16 protein-coding genes are annotated in these 15,172 nt (G+C 58.5%); 12 read left to right on the plus strand and 4 right to left on the minus strand.

Annotated elements, in window-relative coordinates:
* Positions 1-155: 155 nt before the first annotated feature.
* Together BMX80_RS01315 and BMX80_RS01320 are read left to right on the plus strand one after the other, a co-directional pair.
* Positions 156-1,031: a MaoC/PaaZ C-terminal domain-containing protein gene (locus BMX80_RS01315; protein ID WP_071871517.1), complete on the plus strand. Its 876-nt coding sequence runs from the start codon at positions 156-158 to the stop codon at positions 1,029-1,031.
* Between the two features lie 139 nt (positions 1,032-1,170).
* The gene (locus BMX80_RS01320) at positions 1,171-1,623 is read left to right on the plus strand and encodes a thioesterase domain-containing protein (RefSeq protein ID WP_074864296.1); all 453 of its coding nucleotides are present in this window, start codon (positions 1,171-1,173) and stop codon (positions 1,621-1,623) included.
* A 6-nt stretch (positions 1,624-1,629) separates the two neighbouring features.
* Here BMX80_RS01320 and cysQ read toward each other — a convergent pair whose 3' ends face one another.
* Both cysQ and nudE read right to left on the minus strand, forming a co-directional pair.
* On the minus strand, positions 1,630-2,451 hold the full coding sequence (cysQ, locus tag BMX80_RS01325; RefSeq protein WP_074864298.1) for a 3'(2'),5'-bisphosphate nucleotidase CysQ: 822 nt from the start codon (positions 2,449-2,451) through the stop codon (positions 1,630-1,632).
* Positions 2,441-3,010 carry an ADP compounds hydrolase NudE gene (gene nudE, locus BMX80_RS01330; RefSeq protein ID WP_074864299.1) on the minus strand — a complete coding sequence of 190 codons (570 nt, stop codon included), beginning with the start codon at positions 3,008-3,010 and terminating at the stop codon, positions 2,441-2,443. The genes cysQ and nudE overlap by 11 nt, the downstream gene beginning before the upstream one ends.
* A gap of 71 nt (positions 3,011-3,081) precedes the next feature.
* Here nudE and yrfG point away from each other — a divergent pair, with 71 nt between their 5' ends.
* Positions 3,082-3,741: a GMP/IMP nucleotidase gene (gene yrfG, locus BMX80_RS01335; RefSeq protein ID WP_074864301.1), complete on the plus strand. Its 660-nt coding sequence runs from the start codon at positions 3,082-3,084 to the stop codon at positions 3,739-3,741.
* A gap of 8 nt (positions 3,742-3,749) precedes the next feature.
* Here the strand turns inward: yrfG and BMX80_RS01340 are convergent, their stop codons facing one another.
* On the minus strand, positions 3,750-4,169 hold the full coding sequence (locus BMX80_RS01340; protein ID WP_071871512.1) for an acyl-CoA thioesterase: 420 nt from the start codon (positions 4,167-4,169) through the stop codon (positions 3,750-3,752).
* Between the two features lie 274 nt (positions 4,170-4,443).
* On the opposite strand from BMX80_RS01340, the gene BMX80_RS01345 reads away from it, so the two are divergent.
* The 9 genes from BMX80_RS01345 to BMX80_RS01385 all read left to right on the plus strand — a co-directional run bounded on the left by BMX80_RS01345 (position 4,444) and on the right by BMX80_RS01385 (position 14,683).
* The gene (locus BMX80_RS01345; protein ID WP_074864303.1) at positions 4,444-5,412 is read left to right on the plus strand and encodes a phosphate ABC transporter substrate-binding protein PstS; all 969 of its coding nucleotides are present in this window, start codon (positions 4,444-4,446) and stop codon (positions 5,410-5,412) included.
* Positions 5,413-5,547: 135 nt separating this feature from the next.
* Positions 5,548-7,833 (plus strand): ABC transporter permease subunit, encoded by a 2,286-nt coding sequence (locus tag BMX80_RS01350; RefSeq protein ID WP_074864305.1) that lies wholly within the window; start codon positions 5,548-5,550, stop codon positions 7,831-7,833.
* Between the two features lie 18 nt (positions 7,834-7,851).
* Positions 7,852-9,528 (plus strand): phosphate ABC transporter permease PstA, encoded by a 1,677-nt coding sequence (pstA, locus tag BMX80_RS01355; protein ID WP_139213991.1) that lies wholly within the window; start codon positions 7,852-7,854, stop codon positions 9,526-9,528.
* 57 nt (positions 9,529-9,585) lie between these two features.
* The gene (pstB, locus tag BMX80_RS01360; protein WP_071871508.1) at positions 9,586-10,419 is read left to right on the plus strand and encodes a phosphate ABC transporter ATP-binding protein PstB; all 834 of its coding nucleotides are present in this window, start codon (positions 9,586-9,588) and stop codon (positions 10,417-10,419) included.
* Between the two features lie 110 nt (positions 10,420-10,529).
* Complete coding sequence (gene phoU, locus BMX80_RS01365; protein ID WP_074864309.1) at positions 10,530-11,255, plus strand: phosphate signaling complex protein PhoU; 726 nt, start codon at positions 10,530-10,532, stop codon at positions 11,253-11,255.
* A gap of 311 nt (positions 11,256-11,566) precedes the next feature.
* Complete coding sequence (locus BMX80_RS01370) at positions 11,567-12,304, plus strand: hypothetical protein (protein WP_071871506.1); 738 nt, start codon at positions 11,567-11,569, stop codon at positions 12,302-12,304.
* 97 nt (positions 12,305-12,401) lie between these two features.
* On the plus strand, positions 12,402-12,761 hold the full coding sequence (locus tag BMX80_RS01375; protein WP_071871505.1) for a response regulator: 360 nt from the start codon (positions 12,402-12,404) through the stop codon (positions 12,759-12,761).
* Positions 12,761-13,375 carry a chemotaxis protein CheC gene (locus BMX80_RS01380; protein ID WP_074864310.1) on the plus strand — a complete coding sequence of 205 codons (615 nt, stop codon included), beginning with the start codon at positions 12,761-12,763 and terminating at the stop codon, positions 13,373-13,375. Before BMX80_RS01375 ends, BMX80_RS01380 begins: the two co-directional genes overlap by 1 nt.
* Positions 13,376-14,683, plus strand: coding sequence for an ATP-binding protein (locus tag BMX80_RS01385; protein ID WP_071871503.1), 1,308 nt, complete (start codon positions 13,376-13,378; stop codon positions 14,681-14,683).
* Here BMX80_RS01385 and BMX80_RS01390 read toward each other — a convergent pair.
* A complete protein-coding gene (locus BMX80_RS01390; protein ID WP_074864312.1) occupies positions 14,680-15,165 on the minus strand; it encodes a hypothetical protein in 486 nt (161 codons plus the stop codon). The two genes, BMX80_RS01385 and BMX80_RS01390, sit on opposite strands and share 4 nt — an antisense overlap.
* Between the last annotated feature and the right edge of the window lie 7 nt (positions 15,166-15,172).

Below are 15,172 nucleotides of genomic sequence, written 5' to 3' on the forward strand. Positions count from 1 at the left end.
TGGGCGCTGAGCCATGTGCAAAGCCGCGCCGTTGGCCGGGCAGCCCACCTTTTGGGCAGTACCGCCATTGTTGCGCGGCTGGGCATATTGGCAGTCTTGCGGCTGTACCTGGGCTTAATCAGGTTTTGACGTAGTAGCCAAGACGGAGGAAACAGATGGCTGGCGATACTCTGCTGCGCTTACAACGTAGTCCAGCAATGACGGGCTTGTATGCGCGTGCCTTGCTGCATAAGGCAGACGGGCAGGCACCGTTACCCGAATTGGCTATCGAGCTGGATGACCAGCGCGTTGATGTTCGCCATGTACAGCACTACCGGCATATCTGTGGCTTCACCGGGCAAGGCCCGTTGCCGGTCAGTTATCCGCATATGTTGGCATTTCCGCTGCACTTGGCATTGATGACCGACAAGGCTTTCCCGTTTCCGTTACTGGGTTTAGTCCACGTCAGCAACCGTATCGAGCAACTGCGTCCGTTGTGGCCGCGCGAGAACCTACGCGTGCGCTGTTATTTGGGCGAGCTGCGCCCGCATGCCAAAGGGCAAACCTTTAGCATTCACAGTGAGATTTGGTCTGGGCGTGAATGCTGTTGGCGCAGCGAAAGCGTCAACCTGTTCCGTGGCAAGCCTGCCAGTGGCCCGCAGGCGGTTAAACAGCCGGTTGTCGACGATGCTCTGGAAGGATTGCAAGAAACCACCCGTTGGGATTTGCCCGGCAGTTTAGGCCGTGCCTATGGGCGTATTTCTGGTGACTTGAACCCGATTCACTTGCACCCGCTGAGCGCCAAGCTATTTGGCTTTGAGCGTCATATCGCCCACGGCATGTGGCTTAAAGCACGTACCTTAGCCAAGCTGTTGCCGGTCGAAGAGCGCCGCGCTGTGCAGGTGGCGGTTGAGTTTAAGCGCCCGGTGTTTCTCCCTGCTGAACTGAGCCTGCGTGAGGCCAAGCGTAACGAGCATAAAACCGCCTTTGCCTTGTACAGCGCCGATGGCGCTGAGCTGCACCTGCAAGGCCAGCTCGACTATTTACGCTAGTGGCCGGCGCCGCGCTGACTGACACGACCCTGACATAGCAACTTAGCCTTTTGCGCTATTGCTACGTGTGATGGTGACCTATTGGTCACCTTTTAGCGTCTGACTCCTTGTTGCGAAAAGAACTCACAAGGAACCTGGTATGGCGCAGGCCACTCCCCGCTATCTGGAAGCCATTCTTCATCACGATATTCCGCTAACCCGCGCCATGGGGCTCAGGGTGTTGAGCTGGGAAGATCGTCAGTTACGCCTCGGTATTCCCTTGGCGGCCAACATCAATCACAAAAGCAGCATGTTTGGCGGCAGTTTGTACTGCGCGGCGGTGCTGGCCGGCTGGGGCTGGTTGCATATGCGCTTGCACGAAGCCGGCATTAACGACGGCCATATCGTGATTCAGCAAGGCGCCGTGGATTACCCCGTGCCGGCGTTAGGCGATGTGGTCAGCGAATGCAGCGACCCGGGTGACGCGGCGTGGGAGAAGTTTCTCAAGGTCTACCAACGCCACGGCCGCGCGCGGCTAAACCTGCAGAGCCGTGTGCTGTGTGACAACCAAGAAGTGGTCAGCTTTAGCGGACAGTATGTGTTGCACCGCTAAACGGTTTTAAGCCAACCTCGCCGCAGCCTTAAGCAGCGTTGCCCGCCACGGGGCTTGGGCCGGTAAGGCAATAAAGTGCGGGTTGAGGTAGCTGTCGGCGGCGGGGTACTCCAGCACGTTGCCATCTAAACGCAACACGCAGCCACCGGCGCCTTCCAGCACGGCTTGCGCGGCGGCGGTATCCCACTGCGAGGTGGGCGCCAAGCGCGGGTAGAGATCGGCTTGGCCGGCGGCCAGTTGGCAGAACTTTAATGAGCTGCCGACGCTGATGCGCTCGAAGGCGCCAACGCTGTGCTCTAGCGAGGCCAACAGCGCCTCTTGTTCGGCGCTGCTGTGGCGCTTGCTGGCCACCACCTGCAACGGAGTGTGTTGGCTACGCACTTGCAGGGCATGCAGGACGCCGTCGGCATCTTCTTGCCACGCGCCCTGCCCGGCGCCGCCGATATACAGCAGGTTTTGCGCTGGCACGCCAACCACACCAAACACCACGCGCCCCGCTTCGATCAGCGCGATGTTGACGGTGAACTCGCTGCTGCCGCTGATAAATTCTTTGGTGCCATCCAGTGGGTCGACCAGCCACCAGCGTGACCAGCCTTGCCGTGTGGCGAGGGGAATGCTGCACGACTCTTCAGACACCACCGGGATATCCGGGGTGAGCTGCGCTAGCCCGTCGATCAGCACGCGGTTGGCGGCTAAGTCGGCGGCGGTCACGGGCGAGTCATCGGCTTTGCGCTCGACATCAATGGCTTGCTGCCAGAACGGCAGGGTGGCCGCGCCGGCCTCGCGCACCAGTTGTTTGAGGGCGTTTAACGGCAGTTCAGCGTGCATGCAGGCCACCTCGTTGAGCAATCACATCGCGGGCTAAATACAGCGCGGCGAGGGCACGGCCTTCGCTGAATTGCGGGTGGTTGACCAGCTGGCTGAGCTGGCTTAGACGCACGCTATCGAGGCCCATGGGTTCGGGTTCATCGCCGGGCAGTTTTTCTTCGTACAGGTCCCAAGCGAGCACCACTTGAATGCGTTGGCTCATATACCCTGGCGACAAAGACAGCTCGGTTAAGTGCTCCAAATGCCGCGCGCCATAGCCGGCTTCTTCTTTTAATTCACGATTGGCGGCGTCGAGCACGTCTTCACCCGGCTCGATCAGGCCTTTGGGCAGCGATAGTTCGTAGGCATCGGTGCCGGCGCAGTATTCTTCCACCAACAGCGCGGTATCGGCGTCACGCAGGGCAACTACCATCACCGCGCCGTAGCCGTTGGCTTTGCCGGCCAAGCGTTCGTAGGTGCGCTCCACACCGTTGGTGAATTTCAGCTGCAGTTGCTCGACGGCAAACAAGCGGCTGCGAGCGACAATCTCGCGGCTCAGGACGGTTGGTTTTTCGCGCATGCGGCTCTCCCTAAGTGAACGGTTATCATACGCTGATCTGAATCGCGGCTTGTGGCCTTGGAATCTTCAACATGCAGTTACCTTGGAATGCGCTCGATTGCGTGCTGCTCGATATGGACGGCACCTTGCTCGATCTGCACTTTGATAACCACTTCTGGCTAGAGCACCTGCCCGCCCGCTACGCCGACAAGCACGGCTTTACCCTGCAGCACGCCAAGGCTGAGTTGTACCCCTTGTTTGCGGCGCAGCAAGGTCAGTTAAGTTGGTATTGCTTGGATTACTGGGCGCGTGAGCTGGACTTGCCGATTGTGGGCTTAAAACGCGAGATCATGCATTTGATCAGCCTGCGTGACGATGCCGCGGCGTTTTTGCAGGCCTTACAGCACAGCGGTAAGCGCGTGTTGTTGATCACCAATGCGCACCGCGATTCGCTGTCGCTCAAGCTGGAGCGGGTCGAGTTGGCGCCCTACTTCGAGCGCTTAATCAGCGCGCACGACTATGGCTTTCCCAAAGAGCAGCAGGCGTTTTGGCAGGCACTGGTGAGTGATACGGGCATAGACCCCGCGCGCAGCTTGTTTATTGATGACAGCCTGCCGGTGCTGCGTAGCGCGCAGCGCTTTGGCGTGGCGCAGCTATTGGCGGTGCGCCAACCGGATAGCCAAAAAGGCCCGAAAGACACCGAAGAATTTGCCGCCGTGGAGGATTACCGCGCGCTGCTCAGTGGCCTATAAGCCGCTGCTTACTTCTGCGGCACCGCGCGGGTGCGGCCGTGAGCGTCGATGGCGACAAACACAAACAGCGCCTCGGTGACTTTACGGCGCTCGATGGCTTGCGGGTCGTCGCTCCAGACTTCGACCAGCACCTTGATGGAGCTACGGCCGACCTCTTCGACTTGGGTGTAAAACGCCAACTGCGCGCCGACATTCACCGGCACCATAAAGGCCATGCGGTCGATGGCCACGGTGGCAATGCGTCCACCGGCAATGCGGCTGGCACTGCTGCTGGCGGCGAGATCCATCTGGCTGACCAGCCAACCGCCATAAATATCGTTAAAGGCGTTGGTGTCACGCGGCAGTGCGGTGAGCTGCATGGCGAGCACACCTTGGGGGGTAGGTTCGTCCAGGTCTTGATCCTGGTCGTTATCGAGTTCTTCCAGCATGGTCACGGATCTTATTGTTATCAGTGTCGTTCTTCTGTTGGCAGTATACCGACCGCAGAGTCGGGCTTCGACCATGCTTTTGGCTATTCGTGCAAGGTTTGCGCAGTGTTAGGCAAGTATTGGCACACACGGCGTGTGCTGGTTGGGCAGCTGCTTAGCGCAAAAGTTTCTAGCGTTCATCGAACTGTCACATACGCTTCATAGACTCGTCATGCATTCAGCGGAGACTGCTCTCCCAACAAACCCACCACCCTTGCTGACAAGGAGCAAAGGCATGAAATTGAAGCGTTTGATGGCGGCCCTGACCGTTGTTGCCGCCGGTACCGCGACCAGCGCTATCGCAGGTGTTGATCCGGCTCTGCCAACTTATCAAAAGGCTGCTGGTGTATCCGGCAACCTGTCGAGCATCGGCTCGGACACCTTGGCTAACCTGATGACTCTGTGGGCCGAGGATTACAAAAAGCATTACCCCAATGTGAACATTCAGATCCAAGCGGCCGGTTCCTCCACTGCGCCGCCGGCGCTGACTGAAGGCACTGCCAACTTCGGCCCGATGAGCCGCAAGATGAAAGACGTTGAGCTGCAGGCCTTCGAAGAAAAGCATGGCTACAAGCCGACCGCCATTCCGGTGGCTGTGGATGCCCTGGCCGTGTTCGTGCACAAAGACAACCCGATCCAGAGCCTGACCATGGCGCAAGTGGATGCGATCTTCTCCAGCACTCGCCTGTGCGGCGCTGCTAAAGAGATCAAAACCTGGGGTGACGTCGGCCTGACTGGCGATATGGCCAACAAGCCGATTCAGCTGTTTGGTCGTAACTCGGTATCCGGCACCTACGGTTACTTCAAAGAAGAAGCCCTGTGTAAGGGTGACTTCAAGCCGAACGTTAACGAGCAGCCCGGTTCTGCCTCTGTGGTGCAGTCGGTTAGCCAGTCGCTGAACGGCATTGGTTACTCGGGCATCGGCTACAAGACCGCTTCGGTAAAGACTGTTCCGCTGGCTAAGAAAGAAGGCGCCGAAGCGTTTGACGCTAACGAAGCCAACGCTCTGTCTGGCAACTTCCCGCTGTCGCGCTTCTTGTTCGTGTACGTGAACAAGGCACCGAACAAGCCGCTGAGCCCGCTGGAAGCCGAATTCGTTAAGATGGTGCTGTCCAAGTCTGGTCAAGAAATCGTGGTTAAGGACGGTTACATCCCGGTTCCGGCCAAGGTTGTTGAAAAGACTCTGAAGGATCTGGGCCTGTAATAAAGGCCAAGACAGGCTAAGCAAGACTTAGCAGGCAAGGAGGCCAAGCCCGCTGACGGTGATCCCGTCGGCGGGCTTTGTCGCGTCAAATGGCTGTAATCTTTTTGTCACACAAGCCCGTTAGGGTATGCCCGCATAACTAATCTGGCCGAGCCCTCCATGTCTGCAAAAAGCTCTACCCAGCGTATCGACTTCAATACGCCAGCCCTCAAGCGCAAGCGCAAACTGCGCGCGCTGAAAGACCGCCTCGCGCGTTGGTATGTCACCTTTGGCGGCTTGGCCGTGCTGGGTGCCGTGACGCTGATCTTCTTCTACCTTGCGTGGGTGGTGCTGCCGGTGTTCTCCGGCGCCGAACTTGCCGAGAAAAAAGCGCAAAGCCCTGCTTGGCTGAGCGAAGCGGGCGAACCCTTGTTGCTGTCGATTGAAGAGCAAAACAAGGTCGGCATGCGCTTAGGGCGCGACGGCCAAGTGGTGTTCTTTAACGTTAAAGATGGCAGCGAGCGTAAGCGCTTCCAGCTGCCGTTGCCGGCAGGCGCGAGCATTACCTCGTACGCCGAAGACCAGCCCGGTACCGACCGCGTGGTGTTGGGTTTGTCCAACGGTCAGGCCTTAGTGTTTAAGCACTTTTATAAGGTCACCTACCCCAACAACGTGAAGACCATCAGTGCCGAGCTGCAATACCCGCTGGGTGAAGCGCCAATCAGCATGGATGAGCAAGGCCGTGCGCTGGAGCATGTCGCCTTTAGCGATAAAGGCGATGCCAAGCTGCTGGCCGCTACGGTGGGCGCCGAGCTGATGCTGCTGTCGATCAGTGAAGAAGAGAACTTCCTCACCGGCGAAACCACGGTGGAGCAAGAGCGCATTGCCCTGCCGCAGATTGCCGACCCGATCAAAGACGTGTTCATCGACCCACGCCACATGTGGCTGTACGTGCTTAACGGCCGTGCCAAAGCTGACGTATTCGATCTGCGCAGCAATCAGCTCAATGGTCGTTACAAGCTAGAAGCCGATGGCGACACCGAAGTAACCGCTGCGACGCCCTTGCTTGGCGGTATTTCGCTGCTGGTCGGCGACAGTAAAGGCGGTATCAGCCAGTGGTTTATGGCCCGTGATGAAGACGGCGTGGCCGGGCTTAAGGAAATCCGCACCTTCCAGCTGGGCGATAGCCCCGTCCAGCAGATTGTTGCTGAAGACCGCCGCAAAGGCTTCGTCGCCTTAAACGGTCAAGGCGAGCTGGGCGTCTTCCACAGTACCGCGCACCGCACCTTGCTGGTGGAGCCGGCGGCTGAGGGTAAAGCCCTGTTTACCCTGTCGCCGCGCGCGAACCGCGTGTTGATTGAAGAAGCCGGCCAGTTCAAGCCGTGGGCGCTGGATAACCCGCACCCGGAAGTATCGTGGAGCGCGCTGTGGGAGAAGGTCTGGTACGAAAGCTACGACGAGCCTAAGTACATCTGGCAATCCACTGCCGCCAACAACGATTTCGAACCGAAGATGAGCCTCTCGCCGCTGACCTTCGGCACCTTGAAAGCAGCCTTCTACGCCATGCTGCTGGCCGCCCCGCTGGCCATCTGTGCGGCCATCTACACCGCTTACTTCATGGCTCCGCAGATGCGCGGCAAGGTCAAGCCGGTGATCGAGCTGATGGAAGCGCTGCCGACGGTGATCTTGGGCTTCTTCGCCGGTTTGTTCCTCGCCCCGTTTGTGGAGAACAACCTACCCGGCATCTTCAGCCTATTGATACTCATGCCAATGGGCATGCTGCTCGCCGCCTTCGGCTGGAGCCGCCTGCCGGAGTCCATCCGCCTGCGCGTGCCGGATGGCTGGGAAGCCGCGCTGCTGATACCCGTGGTGCTGTTCATCGGCTGGTTTAGCCTGAGCATGAGCGGGGTGATGGAGAACGCCTTCTTCGCCGGTGATATGCGCCTGTGGCTGACCAACGATTTGGGCATCACCTTCGACCAGCGCAACGCCTTAGTGGTTGGCTTGGCGATGGGATTTGCGGTGATTCCGAACATTTATTCGATTGCCGAAGACGCCATCTTCAGCGTGCCGAAGAGCCTCACCTACGGCTCGCTGGCCTTGGGTGCTACGCCGTGGCAGACCCTCACTCGCGTTGTGATTCTCACCGCCAGCCCGGGCATTTTCTCCGCGCTGATGATCGGTATGGGCCGCGCCGTGGGCGAAACCATGATCGTGCTGATGGCCACCGGCAACACACCGATCATGGAATTCAACATCTTCGAAGGTCTGCGCACCTTGTCGGCCAACATCGCCGTCGAGATGCCCGAGTCGGAAGTCGGCAGTACTCACTACCGCGTGCTGTTTATGGCCGCCATGGTGCTGCTGCTGTTTACCTTCGCGATGAACACGCTGGCAGAGCTGATTCGTCAGCGCCTGCGCAACAAATACGCCTCGCTGTAAGGGAGCCAAAACATGTCTCTGAAGCGTAAACAACAAACACTCGGCGGCTGGTTTAAAAGCGGCGCGCCGATGGTGTGGCTCAACGGCGGCGCCGTGGCCATCGCTATCATCATGACCATCGGCCTGCTGACCCTGATCGCTGTGCGCGGTTTGGGTCACTTCTGGCCGGCGGACATCCTCGAAGCCGACTACGTCATCCCCGGGCAAAGCGCCAAGGTGCTGATCGGCGAGGTGGTGCAGCAAGAAGAAGTGCCCAGCGCTCGTCTGCGCGGCGCCGGCTACCCGGTGGCTGACGATGCGCCGGAGTTTATGACCCGTGAGCTGATGAAGGTCGGCAACCGCGAGCAGTTTGGCGCCGACTTCAGCTGGATCGTCGACGATTGGCTGGAAAACAAGCGCTACCCGGCTGAGCTGGTGGCGGTTGAGCGCCGTGAGTGGGGCAACTTCTACGGCCGTCTGCTGAGCGTGAAAGAAAACGGTCAACAGGTCGCCGAAGGTGATGCCGCGTGGGCCGCGCTGGAAGAACGCCTGGAGCGCGTCGAAGACCTGCACCACGACGTGATGCGCCTAGAAAAGAAAGACATCGGCAAGATCAACCACGGCCTGGAAAAACTGCGTTTGCAGCAGCGTAGTCTGGAGCTTAAAGAGCAACTGACTCCGGCCGCCCAAGCCGATCTGGATGCCGCACGCGCCGAGCTGGATGCCCAGTACAAGGTGCTGGAGGCCGAGCTCACCGCCCTGCATGGCCAGTTCAATCGTGACAGCGCCGTGTTCGTGATCAGCGATGGCCGCGAAGTTGAAATCAACTTGGGCAAAATCGTCCGCGCCTATCGCCCTAACGGCATGGGCTTGGGTGAGAAGATCAGCCATTACGGCAGCAAGTTGTGGGAATTCCTCGCCGATGACCCGCGTGAAGCGAACACCGAAGGCGGTATCTTCCCGGCGATTTTCGGCACCGTGATGATGGTCATGCTGATGACCGTGTTCGTCACCCCGTTCGGCGTGATCGCCGCGGTGTACCTGCGTGAATACGCCAGCCAAGGTGCCATGACCCGGGTGATCCGCATTGCGGTGAACAACTTGGCCGGTGTGCCGTCGATTGTCTACGGCGTGTTTGGCTTGGGCTTCTTTGTCTATGTGCTGGGCGGTTCGCTCGATCAGCTGTTCTTCCCCGAAGCCTTGCCGGCGCCGACGCTGGGTACTGGCGGCTTGCTGTGGGCCTCGCTGACCTTGGCGATTCTCACCGTGCCGGTGGTGATCGTGGCCACTGAAGAAGGCCTGGCGCGGATTCCGCGTATGGTGCGCGAAGGCTCGCTGGCCTTAGGCGCCACCAAAGCCGAAACCCTGTGGAAAGTCGTGCTGCCAATGGCTAGCCCGGCGATGATGACGGGTTTGATTCTCGCCGTGGCGCGTGCCGCCGGTGAAGTGGCACCGCTGATGCTGGTCGGTGTGGTTAAGCTGGCCCCCAGCCTGCCGCTGGATGGCAACTACCCTTACCTGCATTTGGATCAGAAGATCATGCACTTGGGCTTCCATATTTATGACGTCGGCTTCCAGAGCCCCAACGTCGAAGCAGCGCGCCCGCTGGTGTACGCCACCGCCTTGCTGCTGGTGATCGTGATTGCCCTGCTTAACTTCTCGGCCATCGCTATCCGTAATCACCTGCGCGAAAAGTACAAGGCGCTGGAACACTAATTGAACGCCTGTGCCTGCTGCTTAAGCGGCAGGCCAACGCTCTCACTGGAGTAGATCATGCAACAGCAAAACCCATCCCGCGGCATCGACATGGCAGCACTGGGTCGTGGCAAACAAGTGCTGCGTTTGGAAGATGAAACCGTAGCTTTGGATGTGCCGGGTCTGAACCTGTACTACGGCAACAAACAAGCCCTGCACGATATTCGTCTGAGCATTCCGCGCAAGCGCGTAACGGCGTTTATCGGCCCGTCGGGTTGCGGTAAATCCACCCTGCTGCGCTGCTTCAACCGCATGAATGATCTGGTGGATGGCTGCCGTATCGACGGGCAAATCCTCTTGGATAACGAGAACATCTACGAAAAAGGCGTGGATGTCGCCGAGCTGCGTCGCCGCGTGGGCATGGTGTTCCAAAAGCCCAACCCGTTCCCCAAGAGCATCTACGAGAACGTGGTGTACGGCCTGCGCATTCAGGGCATCAACAAAAAGCGTGTGCTCGACGAAACCGTCGAGTGGGCTCTCAAAGGCGCGGCGCTGTGGGACGAAGTGAAAGACCGCCTGCACGAATCGGCACTGGGCTTGTCCGGTGGTCAGCAGCAGCGTCTGGTGATTGCCCGCACTATCGCCGTAGAGCCAGAAGTGCTGCTGCTCGACGAACCGTGCTCGGCGCTCGACCCGATCTCGACCCTTAAGGTGGAAGAACTGATCTACGAGCTGAAGAACAAGTTCACCATCGCCATCGTGACCCACAACATGCAGCAGGCGGCGCGTGTGTCGGATTACACCGCCTTTATGTACATGGGCAAAATGGTCGAGTTTGGCGACACCGACACCCTGTTCACCAACCCGAGCATCAAGCAGACCGAAGACTACATCACCGGTCGTTACGGCTAAGGCCGCGCCTGAACGGCGGCTTGCCGGCCTTTTGCGCCCAAGCCGCTATGCTGATACGGGTAACTATTTTTGGCCGGTGGCGCATCTGACCGGCGTTCGCGGAGCGAAACATGATCGATAAAGAAGGGCTTTCTCATCACATCTCCCAGCAATACAACGAAGAGCTGGAAGAAGTCCGCAGCCACCTGTTGGCCATGGGCGGCTTGGTGGAAAAACAAGTCACCGACGCCATCAGCGCGCTGATTGATGCCGATACCGGCCTAGCCACCCAAGTGCGCGAGATCGACGATCAGATCAACCAGATGGAGCGCAATATCGACGAAGAGTGCGTGCGCATTCTCGCTCGTCGTCAGCCGGCGGCCTCTGACCTGCGCTTGATCATCAGCATCAGCAAGTCGGTGATTGATCTGGAGCGCATCGGCGACGAAGCGTCGAAAATCGCCAAGCGCGCGATTGAGCTCAGCGAAGGTGCCAGTGATAACTCCAAGGGTTACGTTGAGATTCGCCACATCGGCGACAAAGTACGCAAGATGGTGCAAGAGGCGCTGGACGCCTTCGCCCGCTTCGATGCCCAGCTGGCCCTTACCGTGGCGCAGCAAGACAAAGCCGTCGACCAAGAATACAAAAGCGCGCTGCGCGAGCTGATGACTTACATGATGGAAGACCCGCGCTCGATCTCGCGCGTGCTCAGCGTCATCTGGGTGTTGCGTTCGCTGGAGCGAATCGGCGACCATGCCCGCAACATCGCCGAGCTGGTGATCTATCTGGTGCAGGGTACCGACGTGCGTCACATCGGTTTGACCCGCATGGAAGAAGAAGTCCAGCGCGGTCGATAAGCGGTTCGTGACGCGGCTTTCGTCAGCGTCTTCCAGCTTAAGTCGGCAGCCACTGGCGCTGTCGCACCAATCCACCCCGGTTCACCTTGTGTGTCGGCTTAGAACCGGGGTCTTTTTCTGCGTGTCACCTCAAGAAACACTCTCTGCCGGCAAATCGCAGCCAGCACTTTCGGCTGCCTGCTATGTGGCCCGCTCGGCATAAAAATCACTCTTAGTAATGAGTGAGCTGTGACCGCCCAGTGGTTACAGTGGCATGGTTAAAGTTGTGCCCGGCACAACATCCCGAGAACAACAACAAAGGGAACCCTGCCATGCTCCGTGTCGTACTGCGTCGTTGTGCGCTCTTGTGCCTGACGCTGTTAGCTGTGCCTGCGCACAGTGCGGATTCACCCTATGACCTGTTTCAAGCCGAAGCCTGCCAAGCGGTCAACAGCCTGCTGCTCTACCGCGGTGAAGGCCTGCAAGAAAAATATTCCCAGCGTCTGCGCGAAGACCTGCAGCAGTTGGCCAACCAAATGGCCGCTTTGCCGGCCAGCACCCCAGCGTTAGCGCAAAAGCACGCCGAACTGGATCGTCAGCTGCGCTTAGGGCTGACCTTTGGCCCCAACGAAGATGACATGCCGTGGAGCTACCCCGAAGACTTGGCCGCTTCACTGCGTGATGTACTGCTGGCCAGTGTCGATGCCAGCGGTGGTGAGGCGGTGACCGGCCTTTCGTCGCGTATCGAATACCTCACCGTGCAGTATCTATACCGGGCTTATTTTGGCTTGTTCGAGATACTGCGCGAGCGCCCGGATATGTACATGGGGCAGAACGAGCAAGTGCTGATCAGCAGCATCGAAGCATCGCTCACCGACAAAACCAAGAACCCCGAGCTGCAAGACAGCAAAGCCCAAGGGCGCTGGAAGTTTCTTAAAGTGGCGCTCAGTGACATGAACACCAACGACGGTGGTGTGATGGTCGGCACCCGCTCTGGGCGTGCCTATGCGCCCTTGGTGGTCGATCGCCATGCGCGTGCATTGACCGCGCGGATTGCCCAACTGCAATAAGGTTTTTCGCCAGTTGCGTAGTGCGACTGGCGAAATCTGCAAAAACCTACCTTACTTAGATCAGACACTAACGGCACGGTGACGACGGAGGGCGCCCGTGAAAGTACTGATCGTTGATGATTCCAGCATGTCGCGCAAACTGGTGCTTAAAGCCTTACCAGAAGGCTTTGCCACCCAGATCACCCAAGCAGCTAACGGCGCGGAAGCCTTAGATGCCTTTCATGATGGCTTGGCCGAGGTGATCTTCCTCGACCTCACCATGCCGGTAATGGACGGCTTCAATACCCTTGAGGCGCTAAAAAAAGAGGATGCCAACGCCATTGTGATTGTGATCAGCGCGGACATTCAGCCGCTGGCACAAGAGCGCGTGCGCAGCTTAGGCGCGGCCGCCTTTGTGAAGAAACCCATCACCCCTGAGGCCATGGAGAAGGCGCTATTTGATGTGGGCCTAATCTGATGACCAGCCAACTCACGGTATTGAGCGAAGACCAGCGCGATGCGCTGCAGGAGCTAATGAACGTCGCCATGGGCCAGAGTGCCGATCGCTTAGCGCGGTTGACCGGCACGTTTGTAACCCTGTCGGTGCCGCGCGTGCATGCCGTCACGCAGACGCTGGATAAAGTCCTTACTGACTTGGGCATTGGCGATGAACCTCAATTGGTGACTCGGCAATCGTTTCTCGGCAAGTTACGTGGCGAAGTGTTGGTGTGTTTTGCTGTCAGCGGTGCCGGTGAACTGGCCGAGCTAATGGGCTATGAAAACAATGATGTCGCCAGTGGCGACGAGCTGTTGATGGATGTCACCAACATCCTCACCGGCGCGTGTATCAATGGCTTGGCGGCGCAAATTCAAGCCATGGTGAGCTTTGGCGCGCCGTCGTTAATGGCCCGCGCTAAGGCGCTGCGCGAAGTGCTCGCGGAGCAAATTGCCCAGGGTTACCAGTCGCTGGTATTGGAGGTGCGCTTTGAAGTGGCCTCGCACAGCTTCACCTGCGATCTGTTGGTGTGCATCACCGATGATTCGGTGGCTGTGGTGATTGAAGCGGTCGATAAACTGCTGAGTGAGTTTTAAATGAGTGAAGTCAGCAGCCCAACGCTGATTTCGATCCTGCAGCAGATCAACATGGGTGTTGTGCTGCTGGATGACCAAGCGCGGGTGCACTTCTGGAATGACTTCATGGCGGTCAATTCCGGCTTACGCCCTGAACAGGCGCTGGGCAAAGCGCTGTGCGAGTTATTCCCCGATCTGCCCGAGCCGTGGCTGCGCAAGAAGCTCGATAGCGTGTTTATGCTCGAGAACATGGCGTTCAGTAGCTGGCAGCAGCGCCCGCACCCGTTCAATTTTGCCGGTAGCCGACCGATTACCGGACAAGCGCAGAAGATGTTCCAGAACGCGACCTTCTTCCCCTTGCGTGAGGCCGATGGAGTGATTCGCTTGGTGTGCCTAGCGCTGACCGATGCCACCGATATCGCCATGCAGCAACTGGAGCTGGCCGAGCTCAATGCCCTGCTAAGCGCCGAAAAAGAAGAACAAGCACGGCTGATCAAGCGCTTGGAAGAAACCCAAGCGCAATTACTGCAATCAGAAAAAATGGCCGCCATCGGCCAGCTGGCTGCCGGCGTTGCCCACGAGATCAACAACCCGGTGGGCTTTGTGAACTCCAACCTAGGCTCGCTTAAAGGCTATGTCGATGAAGTGTTTGCGCTGATCAACAGCTATCAAGCGCTGATCGAGCAACACGGCAACGAGGCGCTAAAAAGCGAACTGGCGGCGCTGAATAAAAAGGCCGATTTAGATTTCTTAATCTCAGACTTGGCCGAGTTGATTCGCGAATCGCAGGGCGGGCTGGATCGGGTCAAGCGCATCGTCGTCGATCTGCGCGACTTCTCGCATGTCGATAGCAGCGAATGGAACATGGCCGACCTGCATCAGGGCCTCGACAGCACGCTGAATGTGATCTGGAACGAGATCAAATACCGCGCCGACATTATCAAGGAATACGGCGATATTCCCGCCGTGGAAGCCATCGGCGCGCAGCTCAACCAAGTGTTTATGAACCTGATTATCAATGCCTCACACGCCTTGGGCGAAGGCGGTCATATCTGGCTGCGCACTGGCCAAGTCGACGATGAAGTGTTTGTGCAGGTGCAAGATGACGGTTGCGGTATTGCCGCAGAAAACCTTGGCCGCTTATTTGAGCCGTTCTTTACCACCAAGCCGGTGGGCAAGGGCACCGGGCTTGGCTTATCGCTGGCCTACAGCATTGTGAACAAACACCATGGCCGCCTCGAGGTGAGTAGCGTGGTCGGTCAGGGCACCACGTTCACCGTCTGGTTGCCCAAGACCCAGCCTAAAGCTGCAGAAGTGGCCAGCGCTTAGCTGGCCTTAGCGGGGAAACGCCCGGGTGCTGCCGGGGCTTCGCTAGCCGGCGGGGCGGCTTCGCTGGGGCTTGGCGTTTGCGGCTTAGCTTCGCGGTATTGCTCGTAACCTAAACCCACCTGCGGCGGATTGGCGATCAGCTCGATTTGCTTGATGTCTTCGATGCGAAACACCATTTCACCGGTGTTTTCACGGTCGGCGTAGGCGTGAATTTTGTCGTCGTTACCCCAGTAGCGCACCTCTTCCAGGGTGATAAAGCCACGCTGCGCGCGGTTGTTTTTGATCAGCCGATACAGCGGTTGGGCGATGCGCCCGTAATAGTAGTAGCTGTCCATGCCGCTTTCGCTAGGCACATTAAAGTGAATAAAGGCCCAGATGCGTTGCTCGGCGCTATCGGCCACCAGCGCTTTAACTTCCGCTTCGGGTTGCTCGCAGGCGCTGAGTAAAAGGCTAAACACGAGAAGAAGAAGGGGCTTGCGCATGGGCGTC

The sequence above is a fragment of the Atopomonas hussainii genome, assembly GCF_900109735.1.
In the GTDB taxonomy this organism is placed as follows: domain Bacteria; phylum Pseudomonadota; class Gammaproteobacteria; order Pseudomonadales; family Pseudomonadaceae; genus Atopomonas; species Atopomonas hussainii.